The following is a 9,730-nucleotide window of genomic DNA, read 5'->3' as shown; positions in this document are numbered from 1 at the left end:
GAAACGCTGCATCAGCTCCGGGCCTTGCACGCCCATCACGTCGGCCGGCCAGTTGTCGACCTCGGTGGTCGTCATCAGCTGCCCGCCCTGGGCCATGCCGGTGACCAGCAGCGGCTTCAGGTTGGCCCGCGCAGCGTAGATCGCGGCCGAGTAGCCGGCCGGGCCGGAGCCAAGAATCAGGACCTGGGCGTGTGTGGTGGTGATGCTCATGGATGCTCTTCTGGACCCTGCGCAAGTGGGTGTTTGCCCTGGCAGCATGCACTGCCATGCAACACTGGGGTGCGTCACGGGTTCGCAACGCGCCATATTGCGCAAGAATGGTGAAAACGTATTTTAGAGAACCCCCTGCCGGTACGCTGGCAGCGGGCTGCCAAACGCGTTCATTCGAGGGGGTCATTGAATGTCGATGTTGTCCAACCTGGACCTGATTCGCCGGGTGCCGCTGTTTTCGTTGCTGACCAACGATCAGGCCCGCGCGGTCGCTGACGGGGTGGTCAAGCGGCGCTATCGCCGCGGTGAGCTGGTGGTGGAGCAGGGCAAGAAGAGCAACTCCTTGTTCATCCTGCTCAACGGCCGTGCCCGCGTGCTGACAGCCGATTCCCGTGGCCGCGAAGTCATCCTCGCGGTGCTCGAGGCCGGCGACTATGTCGGCGAGATGAGCTTGATTGACAACCAGCCGCACTCGGCCACCGTGCGCTGCGAGATCCAGTGCGACATGCTGATCCTCGGCCGGCCCGAGTTCGCCCGCTGCCTGCCGGAAAACTCCAGCCTGTCCTACGCCATCATGCGCGGCCTGGTCACCCGGCTGCGCAGCGCGGACCGCCAGATCGAGTCCCTGGCCTTGCTGGACGTTTACGGCCGCGTCGCGCGCACACTGCTGGACATGGCCGAAGACGTGGACGGCGAGAAGATCGTGCGCAGCAAGGTTTCGCGCCAGGACATGGCCAAGATCGTCGGCGCTTCGCGCGAGATGGTCAGCCGCGTCATGAAGGACCTGGAAGAGCGCGGCGTGATCGAGACGCTGGAATCCGGCTCGGTGGTGTTGAAAAACCGCGTACCCGAATGAAACGGCAGGCGGCCCGCGGGGCTGCCTGGTCGTGGCTTGGTGTACCGTAGCCGGATGAGCCGCTTGTCGATTTGCGTGGGGCAGGCCTGATGCGCCGCGCCACCGCCCTGGGCAACCTGCCCGCGCCCGAACCTGCCGGCGTCGCGCCGGCTTCGCCGTTGAACCGCTTGCGCCTGGGCCTGTGGGGCCTGGGTTGGCTGGCCTTCACGCTGGCACTGTCCAGCCGCAACCCGCGAGATGCCGGTTTCTCCACTTCTGGCGAAGGCCTGCCACCGCTGAACTGGCTGGGCGCGCCCGGCGCCTGGCTGGCGGATGTGCTGCTGCTGCTGTTCGGCTTCTCGGCCTGGTGGCTGGTGGTGGCCGGTGCGCGGGCCTGGCTGGCTGCGTTGGCAGACTCGCTGCGCAGTGACCCCAGTGACCCTGGCGAATGGCCGCCGCGCCGGCATCCTGGCGTGCGCTGGCTGGGCCTGTTGCTGCTGCTCTTGGCCAGCACCGCGCTGGAATGGACACGCGTCTATGGCTGGGAGCTGCGCCTGCCGGGACACGCCGGCGGCATCCTCGGTTTCACGCTGGGGCCCTTGTCCATGCACCTGCTGGGCTTTGTCGGCTCGGGTGTGCTGTGGATCGCCTTGCTGGTCATCGCGCTGCCGCTGGCGTTGGAGTTTTCCTGGGTCCGCGTGGCCGATGGCCTGGGCGGTTGGGTGGACGGGCTGCGCGAGCGTCGCACCCAGCAGCGTGAAGTGGCTGAGGACATCCGCCTGGGCGAGCAGGCCCAGCGCGCGCGCGAGATCGAGCTGGAGGAAGACCGCGAAGAGCAGCATGTGCACATGCCCATCGTGATCGAGCCGGCGGTGCTGGAAGTGCCGAAGTCCGAGCGCGTGCAGCGCGAGCGCCAGAAGCCGCTGTTCAAGGAACTGGCCAACAACAAGCTGCCGCAGGTCGACCTGCTGGACAAGCCGCCGGCGCGCGTCGAGACGGTGACGCCCGAGTCGCTGGAAATGACCAGCCGGATGATCGAGAAGAAGCTCGCTGATTTCGGCGTCGAGGTGCGCGTGGTCGCGGCCCAGCCGGGGCCCGTCATCACCCGCTACGAGATCGAGCCGGCCACCGGCGTGAAGGGCTCGCAGATTCTCGGCCTGGCCAAGGACCTGGCGCGCTCGCTGTCGCTGGTGTCCATCCGCGTGGTCGAGACGATCCCCGGCAAGAACCTGATGGCGCTGGAACTGCCCAACGCCAAGCGCCAGACCATCCGCCTGGCAGAGATCCTCGGCTCGCAGGTCTACAACGACGCGCCTTCGCTGCTCACGATGGCGCTGGGCAAGGACATCATCGGCCTGCCCGTGGTGGCCGACCTGGCCAAGATGCCGCACTGCCTGGTGGCCGGCACCACCGGCTCGGGCAAGTCGGTCGGCATCAACGGCATGATCCTCAGCCTGCTCTACAAGGCCGAGGCGCGCGATGTGCGCCTGATCATGATCGACCCGAAGATGCTGGAAATGAGCATCTACGAAGGCATTCCGCACTTGCTGTGCCCGGTCGTCACCGACATGAAGCAGGCCGGCAATGCGCTGAACTGGTGTGTCGGCGAAATGGAGCGCCGCTACAAGCTGCTCAGCAAGATGGGCGTGCGCAACCTGGCCGGCTACAACAAGAAGATCGACGACGCGAGCGCGCGCGGCGAACTGGTGCCCAACCCGTTCAGCCTCACGCCCGAACAGCCCGAGCCGCTGGAGCGCCTGCCGCACATCGTCATCGTGATCGACGAACTGGCCGACCTGATGATGGTCGTCGGCAAGAAGATCGAAGAGTTGATCGCCCGCTTGGCGCAGAAGGCGCGGGCCGCCGGCATCCACCTGATTTTGGCCACGCAGCGGCCATCGGTGGACGTCATCACCGGCCTGATCAAGGCCAACATCCCGACCCGCATTTCCTTCCAGGTCTCCAGCAAGATCGACAGCCGCACCATCCTCGACCAGCAGGGCGCCGAAGCCCTGCTGGGCATGGGCGACATGCTTTACATGGCCTCGGGCACCGGACTGCCGGTGCGGGTCCACGGTGCGTTTGTGTCCGACGAGGAAGTGCACCGCGTGGTCGACGCGCTGAAGGCCCAGGGCGAGCCGAACTACATCGAAGGCATTCTCGAAGGCGGCGTGCTGGAAGGCGAGGGCGGTGAGGGCGGCGCCGGTGGCGGCGGTGCAGACGCCGAAGCCGACCCGATGTACGACCAGGCCGTGGCCATCGTGCTGCAGCACCGCAAGGCCTCGATCTCGCTGGTGCAGCGCCATTTGCGCATCGGCTACAACCGCGCGGCCCGGTTGCTGGAACAAATGGAGCAATCCGGGCTCGTATCGTCCATGTCAACCAATGGCAACCGCGAACTGCTGTTGCCCAAGCGGGAAGAATGAAGCTTCATCCATCGTCTCTCGCCTGGCCGCGGCGCCGGGTCTTTTCCAGCGGCTTGCTTGTGGCAGCCCTTGGCCTGGCCAATCTGGCCCACGCCCAGGCGACCGACGCCACCGAAGCCCTGCGCGCGTTTGTGCGCGACGCCAAGGCCGGCCGTGCCAGCTTCACGCAAACCGTCAAATCGCCCGACGGCAAGAAGACCAAGAACTCCAGCGGCAAGTTCGAGTTCTCGCGGCCGAACCGCTTCCGCTTCGTTTACGAAAAGCCGTATGCGCAGACCATCGTCAGCGATGGCCAGAAGGTGTGGTTCCATGACCCGGACCTGAACCAGGTGACAGTGCGCAAGCTGGGCGATGCGCTGGGCAGCACGCCCGCCGCGCTGCTGGCCGGCCAGAACATGGACAAGGACTTCGAGCTCAAGAACCAGCCCGATGCCGATGGCTTGGCCTGGGTGCTGGCCACGCCGCGCCAGAAGGACGGCGCGATCCAGGCGCTGCGCATCGGTTTCAAGGGCAAGCAACTGGCCGCGCTGGAGATTGCTGACAGCTTCGGCCAGCGCTCGATGCTGCAGTTCAACGACTTGCAGATCGAGGCTTCGCTGCCGCCCGAAACTTTCCGCTTCACGGTGCCTGCCGGCGCCGACGTCGCCGAGCAGTGAAGCCGTTCAAGGCGTCCTAAACGACAAAAAGGCCGTGGCATGCACCACGGCCTTTTTGTTCTTCTTGTCTGTTGACGATTACGCTCAGTGCATGACGCTGTCCATCAGGCCCATGTCGGGCGCGGTCATCATCTGTTCGATGTCCATCAGGATCAGCATGCGCTCGACATCGCCGTTCCTCAGCGTGCCCAGGCCTGTGATGTAGGTCGCGTCGATCGCGCCATTGAAGTCCGGTGCCGGCTTGATCTGGCCCGCGGGCAGTTCCAGCACGTCGCTGACCGAGTCGACCACCATGCCCACCGTGCGGTTGCCGATGTTCAGGATGATCACCACGGTGAAGCTGTTGTACTGCACGTCCGGCAGTTCGAAGCGCAGCCGCATGTCGACGATGGGCACGATCACGCCGCGCAGGTTCACGACACCCTTGATGAAGTGCGGCACGTTGGCAATGCGGGTCGGCGGCTCGTAGCCCCGGATTTCCTGCACCTTCAGGATGTCGATGCCGTATTCCTCGTCACCCAGCTTGAACGACAGGTATTCACGTGTCACGCCGCTCGGCGTGTTGCTGCCCATCGCGTTCTGGACGCGGTTTTCAGTGGAAGTGTTGGCGCTGCTCATGCGGACGTGGCTCCTGCGGATGGTCGGGTCGGGGGCGAATCAGTGCTTCGGAATGGGCATCAGTATTGGCGCCCATGCGTTGCAGCCAAAGCCTGAAAAATGCCCCATCCCGGGCCTTATTCCCGGCCATCGATCGACAATGCCGGCATGAGCCGGCAAGACCTGTTTGATTCCGATCCTTCCGAGCCAACGGCCGGGAACGCGCTGCCCATCGCCAGCGACGCCCCGCTGGCCGAGCGCCTGCGCCCGCGCCACCTGGATGAAGTCATCGGCCAGCGCCACCTGCTGGGCCCGGGCAAGCCGTTGCGCGTGGCCTTCGAGCAAGGCCGTCTGCATTCGATGATCCTGTGGGGTCCGCCAGGCGTCGGCAAGACCACGCTGGCGCGGCTGGTGGCAGGCGCGGTGCGGGCACGCTTCATCGTGCTGTCGGCCGTGCTGGCGGGCGTGAAGGACATCCGCGAAGCGGTGGTGCAGGCCGAGGCCGCGCGTGGTGCCGGCCAGCGCACCATCGTCTTTGTCGACGAAGTGCACCGCTTCAACAAGGGCCAGCAGGACGCCTTCCTGCCACACGTCGAATCGGGCCTGTTCACCTTCATTGGCGCAACGACCGAGAACCCGTCCTTCGAGGTCAACTCCGCGCTGCTGTCGCGCGCCACGGTGCATGTGCTGAAGGCACTGGACGGCGAGGACATGCAGGCGCTGATCGCCCGCGCCCAGGCCGAGCTGCAGGCGCCGCCGCTCAGCGCGGCCGCTGCCCAGCGCCTGATCGGTTATGCCGATGGCGACGCCCGTCGCCTGCTGAACGCCTACGAAAACCTGGTCCAGCAGGCGGGGCCCGTGCCCGAGCTGGACGAGGCAATCCTGGAGCGCTCGCTGGGCGAACAGCTGCGCCGCTACGACAAAAGCGGCGACCAGTTCTACGACACGATCTCCGCGTTGCACAAGTCCGTGCGCGGCTCCGACCCGGACGCCGCGATGTACTGGCTGGCCCGCATGCTGGACGGCGGCGTGGACCCGAAATACGCCATCCGCCGCATGGTGCGCATGGCCAGCGAGGACATCGGCAATGCCGACCCGCGCGCGCTGCGCATCACGCTGGACGCCGCCGAGACCTACGAGCGGCTGGGCACGCCCGAGGGCGAGCTGACGCTGGCACAGGCCGTGGTTTACCTCGCCATCGCGCCCAAGTCCAACGCCGTCTACGCGGCCTGGAACAGCGTGCGCGCCTTCGTCAAGCAGGACGGCACCCGCCCCGTGCCCATGCACCTGCGCAATGCGCCGACCAAGCTGATGAAGGGCCTGGGCTACGGACAGGACTACCGCTATGCGCACGACGAGGCCGACGGCTTCGCGGCGGGCGAGTCCTACTGGCCGGAAGGCATGGCCCCGCCGGTGTTCTACGAGCCGGTGCCGCGCGGGCTGGAACTGCGCATCGGGGAGAAGCTGGCCCAGCTCCGTGAACTGAACGCAAAGGCAAACAAATCGCTCCCGGACGGCGATTGAGCGGCGTTCTCTTCGGCGCTACGGGGGAAACTCCCGAAAGATTCTCGGTGGGGCATCCCTAGAATTCGCACCAGCCTGGAGCGATTTGAAGCGCTTTGAATGGCAGGATGACCAAAGTGTGACGGCATGGCGGGATTCTTGCAACAACCGTGGCGGGACCGAGCCGGCAGTGCCTGCCGGACGGACAACAACCTGGAGACCCCTCAATGGACACTTTTGTGCAACAGATCATCAACGGTCTGGTGCTCGGGAGCATGTATGCGCTCGTGGCACTGGGCTACACGATGGTCTACGGCATCATCAGCCTGATCAATTTCGCGCATGGCGAGATCCTGATGGTCGGCGCGATGGTCGCCTGGACCGTGGTCACCACGATGCAGGGCTCCGGCCTGCCGGGCTGGGTGCTGCTGATCATTGCGCTGGTGTGCGCCATCGTCGTCTGCTCGGCGCTCAATTTTGCGATCGAGAAAGTCGCCTACCGGCCGCTGCGCAATGCACCTCGGCTGGCCCCGCTGATCACCGCGATGGGCATGAGCCTGCTGCTGCAGACGCTGGCGATGATCGTCTGGAAGCCCAATCCCAAGCCCTTCCCGCCGCTGCTCTCGCAAGACCCGATCTTCCTCTGGGCCGACGGCCCGGTGATCTCGGTCACGCAGATCCTGATCCTGATCACCACCGTGGTGGTGCTGGCCTTCCTGCTGTGGCTGGTCAACCGCACCAAGCTGGGCCGGGCGATGCGCGCCACCTCCGAGAACCCGCGCGTGGCCGGCCTGATGGGCGTGCAGCCCGACCACATCATCTCGGCCACCTTCGTGATCGGCGCGACGCTGGCCGCGATCGCCGGCCTGATGTGGGCCGCCAACTACGGCACCGTGCAGCACACGATGGGCTTCCTGCCCGGCCTCAAGGCCTTCACCGCGGCCGTCTTCGGCGGTATCGGCAACCTCACCGGCGCGATGGTCGGCGGGGTGCTGCTGGGCTTGATCGAGGCCGTCGGCGCGGGTTACCTCGGCGACCTCACCGGCGGGGTCTTCGGCAGCCAGTACTCGGAGATCTTCGCCTTCCTGGTGCTGATCCTGGTACTCACCCTGAGACCTTCGGGCCTGATGGGCGAGCGCGTGGCCGATCGAGCCTGACGCAGGAGCACTCCCATGGACAACAAGCAAACCAAACTCATCGTCTTCCTGGTCGCGGCCGGCCTGCTGCTGGCCTTGCCGCTGTTCGTCGGCCACTTCAGCCAGGGGGGTGTGCGCATCATGGCGATCGCGCTGCTCTACGTGCTGCTGGCGCTCGGGCTCAACATCGTGGTCGGCTACGCCGGCCTGCTGGACCTGGGCTACGTGGCCTTCTATGCCGTCGGCGCCTACCTCTACGCGCTGCTGTCGTCGCCCCACCTGACCGACAACTTCGAGTGGATCAAGGCGATGTACCCGAACGGCCTGCACATGCCGGTGCTGATCGTGATACCGCTGGCGGCGCTGCTCGCCGGCCTGGCCGGCATGGTGCTGGGCGCCCCGACGCTGAAGCTGCGCGGCGACTACCTCGCCATCGTCACGCTCGGCTTCGGGGAAATCATCCGGGTCTTCATGAACAACCTGGAGTACCCGATCAACATCACCAACGGCCCGCGCGGCATCAGCCAGATCGAGCCGATCCAGCTGCTGGGCTTCAACATGGGCAAGACCTTTCACTTCTTCGGTGAGCAGGTCACGTCGTTGACGATGTACTACTGGCTCTTTCTCGCGCTGGTGGTGGCCAGCGTGGTGATCTGCCTACGGCTGGCCGACTCGCGCATCGGGCGCGCGTGGATGGCCATCCGCGAGGACGAGATCGCCGCCAAGGCGATGGGCCTGAACACCCGCAACCTGAAGCTGCTGGCCTTCGGCATGGGCGCCACCTTCGGCGGCGTCTCAGGCGCCTTGTTCGCCTCCTTCCAGGGCTTCGTGTCGCCCGAGTCGTTCACGCTGGCCGAGTCGGTGATGATCGTCGCGATGGTGGTGCTGGGCGGCCTGGGCAACATCCCCGGGGTCATCCTCGGCGCATTGCTGCTGTCGGCGCTGCCTGAAGTGCTGCGCTACGTGGCCGACCCGTTGCAGCACCTGACCGGCGGCCGGCTCGACGCCGCGATCCTGCGCCAGCTGCTGATCGCGCTGGCCATGATCATCATCATGCTGCTGCGTCCGCGCGGCCTGTGGCCCTCGCCCGAGCACGGCAAGGCCGCTCCCACGCCGGCCCTCGCCAAATAAAGGAACGCCACCATGACGACCCCCGTTCTCAAGGTCCAGGGTGCCTCCAAACGCTTCGGCGGCCTGCAAGCCCTCTCCGACGTCAGCATGACCATCATGCCCGGCCAGGTCTACGGCCTGATCGGCCCCAACGGCGCCGGCAAGACCACCTACTTCAACGTCATCACCGGCCTGTACACGCCGGACGGCGGCAGCTTCGAGCTCGGCGGTGCGCCTTACGCGCCCACCACCGTGCACGAGGTGGCCAAGGCCGGCATCGCCCGCACCTTCCAGAACATCCGCCTGTTCGCCGACATGACGGCACTGGAGAACGTGATGGTCGGCCGCCACGTGCGCAGCCACTCGGGGCTGATCGGCGCGGTCTTCCGCACGGCGGGCTTCAAGGCCGAGGAGGCCGGCATCCGCAAGCGGGCGCAGGAACTGCTCGACTACGTCGGCATCGGCAAGTTCGCCGACTACAAGGCCCGCACGCTGAGCTACGGTGACCAGCGCCGGCTCGAGATCGCCCGCGCGCTGGCCACCGACCCCAAGCTGATCGCGCTCGACGAGCCCGCCGCCGGCATGAACGCGACCGAGAAGGTGGTGCTGCGCGAGCTGATCGACCAGATCCGCAAGGACGGCCGCACCATCCTGATCATCGAGCACGACGTGAAGCTGGTGATGGGCCTGTGCGATCGCGTCACCGTGCTCGATTACGGCAAGCAGATCGCCGAAGGCACGCCGGCCGAGGTGCAGCGCAACGAGAAGGTGATCGAGGCCTACCTCGGCGCCGGGCACAAGGCCCACTGAGCACGCGAGCAAGGAAACCACACGATGACAACCCCCACTTTGCTCAAGGTCACCAACCTGAAGGTGGCCTACGGCGGCATCCAGGCCGTCAAGGGCGTGAGCTTCGAGGTCCACGAGGGCGAGCTCGTCAGCCTGATCGGCGCCAATGGCGCCGGCAAGACCACCACGCTGAAGGCCATCACCGGCACGCAGCCGGTGCGCGACAGCGAGATAAAGTTCCTCGGCCGAACGATCCGCGGCCAGGGCGCCTGGGAACTGGTCAAGCAGGGCCTGGTGATGGTGCCTGAAGGGCGCGGCACCTTCACCCGCATGACGATCACCGAGAACCTGCAGATGGGTGCCTTCGTTCGCGACGACCACGAGATCGACGCCGACATCGACAAGGTGTTCGCGATCTTCCCGCGGTTGAAGGAACGTCGCAACCAGCTGGCCGGCACGATGAGCGGC

Annotated in this window: 10 protein-coding genes; 8 read left to right on the top strand and 2 right to left on the bottom strand. The window is 66.1% G+C overall.

Annotated elements, in window-relative coordinates:
- Nucleotides 1–210: NAD(P)/FAD-dependent oxidoreductase (locus ACAH41_RS25890; protein WP_370538323.1), on the bottom strand; the 210-nt coding region annotated here is incomplete at its 3' end.
- A gap of 190 nt (nt 211–400) precedes the next feature.
- Here ACAH41_RS25890 and ACAH41_RS25885 point away from each other — a divergent pair.
- The 3 genes from ACAH41_RS25885 to lolA all read left to right on the top strand — a co-directional run bounded on the left by ACAH41_RS25885 (nt 401) and on the right by lolA (nt 4,127).
- Nucleotides 401–1,066, top strand: a complete 666-nt coding sequence (locus ACAH41_RS25885; protein ID WP_325649669.1) for a cyclic nucleotide-binding domain-containing protein — start codon at nt 401–403, stop codon at nt 1,064–1,066.
- An 89-nt stretch (nt 1,067–1,155) separates the two neighbouring features.
- The gene (locus tag ACAH41_RS25880) at nt 1,156–3,471 is read left to right on the top strand and encodes a DNA translocase FtsK 4TM domain-containing protein (RefSeq protein ID WP_325649667.1); all 2,316 of its coding nucleotides are present in this window, start codon (nt 1,156–1,158) and stop codon (nt 3,469–3,471) included.
- Nucleotides 3,468–4,127, top strand: a complete 660-nt coding sequence (lolA, locus tag ACAH41_RS25875; protein ID WP_370538600.1) for an outer membrane lipoprotein chaperone LolA — start codon at nt 3,468–3,470, stop codon at nt 4,125–4,127. Before ACAH41_RS25880 ends, lolA begins: the two co-directional genes overlap by 4 nt.
- Before the next feature lie 84 nt (nt 4,128–4,211).
- On the opposite strand, the gene ACAH41_RS25870 is transcribed toward lolA, so the two are convergent.
- Entirely contained in the window at nt 4,212–4,700 is a 489-nt protein-coding gene (locus tag ACAH41_RS25870; RefSeq protein ID WP_141286820.1) for a chemotaxis protein CheW, read from the bottom strand.
- A gap of 192 nt (nt 4,701–4,892) precedes the next feature.
- Here ACAH41_RS25870 and ACAH41_RS25865 point away from each other — a divergent pair, with 192 nt between their 5' ends.
- From ACAH41_RS25865 to ACAH41_RS25845, 5 genes are all read left to right on the top strand, one after another.
- A complete protein-coding gene (locus ACAH41_RS25865) occupies nt 4,893–6,248 on the top strand; it encodes a replication-associated recombination protein A (RefSeq protein WP_370538599.1) in 1,356 nt (451 codons plus the stop codon).
- Nucleotides 6,249–6,454: 206 nt separating this feature from the next.
- Nucleotides 6,455–7,384, top strand: a complete 930-nt coding sequence (locus tag ACAH41_RS25860) for a branched-chain amino acid ABC transporter permease (protein ID WP_370538598.1) — start codon at nt 6,455–6,457, stop codon at nt 7,382–7,384.
- Between the two features lie 15 nt (nt 7,385–7,399).
- A complete protein-coding gene (locus ACAH41_RS25855) occupies nt 7,400–8,494 on the top strand; it encodes an ABC transporter ATP-binding protein (RefSeq protein ID WP_370538597.1) in 1,095 nt (364 codons plus the stop codon).
- A gap of 12 nt (nt 8,495–8,506) precedes the next feature.
- A complete protein-coding gene (locus tag ACAH41_RS25850; RefSeq protein ID WP_370538596.1) occupies nt 8,507–9,283 on the top strand; it encodes an ABC transporter ATP-binding protein in 777 nt (258 codons plus the stop codon).
- A 24-nt stretch (nt 9,284–9,307) separates the two neighbouring features.
- Nucleotides 9,308–9,730, top strand: a 423-nt coding sequence (locus ACAH41_RS25845; protein ID WP_370538595.1) for an ABC transporter ATP-binding protein, incomplete at its 3' end; no start/stop codon positions are given.

Origin of the sequence: Ideonella sp. (genome assembly GCF_041287625.1) — a bacterium.
Classification (GTDB): domain Bacteria; phylum Pseudomonadota; class Gammaproteobacteria; order Burkholderiales; family Burkholderiaceae_C; genus Ideonella.
This window is presented reverse-complemented; position numbering and strand designations above follow the sequence as displayed.

Bases quoted from the DNA above. Each gene is read 5' to 3' on its own strand.
- ACAH41_RS25870 (WP_141286820.1), bottom strand. From the start codon at position 4,700: ATGGGCAGCAACACGCCGAGCGGCGTGACACGTGAATACCTGTCGTTC.
- ACAH41_RS25850 (WP_370538596.1), top strand. From the start codon at position 8,507: ATGACGACCCCCGTTCTCAAGGTCCAGGGTGCCTCCAAACGCTTCGGC.
- ACAH41_RS25885 (WP_325649669.1), top strand. From the start codon at position 401: ATGTCGATGTTGTCCAACCTGGACCTGATTCGCCGGGTGCCGCTGTTT.
- ACAH41_RS25860 (WP_370538598.1), top strand. From the start codon at position 6,455: ATGGACACTTTTGTGCAACAGATCATCAACGGTCTGGTGCTCGGGAGC.
- ACAH41_RS25865 (WP_370538599.1), top strand. From the start codon at position 4,893: ATGAGCCGGCAAGACCTGTTTGATTCCGATCCTTCCGAGCCAACGGCC.
- ACAH41_RS25855 (WP_370538597.1), top strand. From the start codon at position 7,400: ATGGACAACAAGCAAACCAAACTCATCGTCTTCCTGGTCGCGGCCGGC.
- lolA (WP_370538600.1), top strand. From the start codon at position 3,468: ATGAAGCTTCATCCATCGTCTCTCGCCTGGCCGCGGCGCCGGGTCTTT.
- ACAH41_RS25880 (WP_325649667.1), top strand. From the start codon at position 1,156: ATGCGCCGCGCCACCGCCCTGGGCAACCTGCCCGCGCCCGAACCTGCC.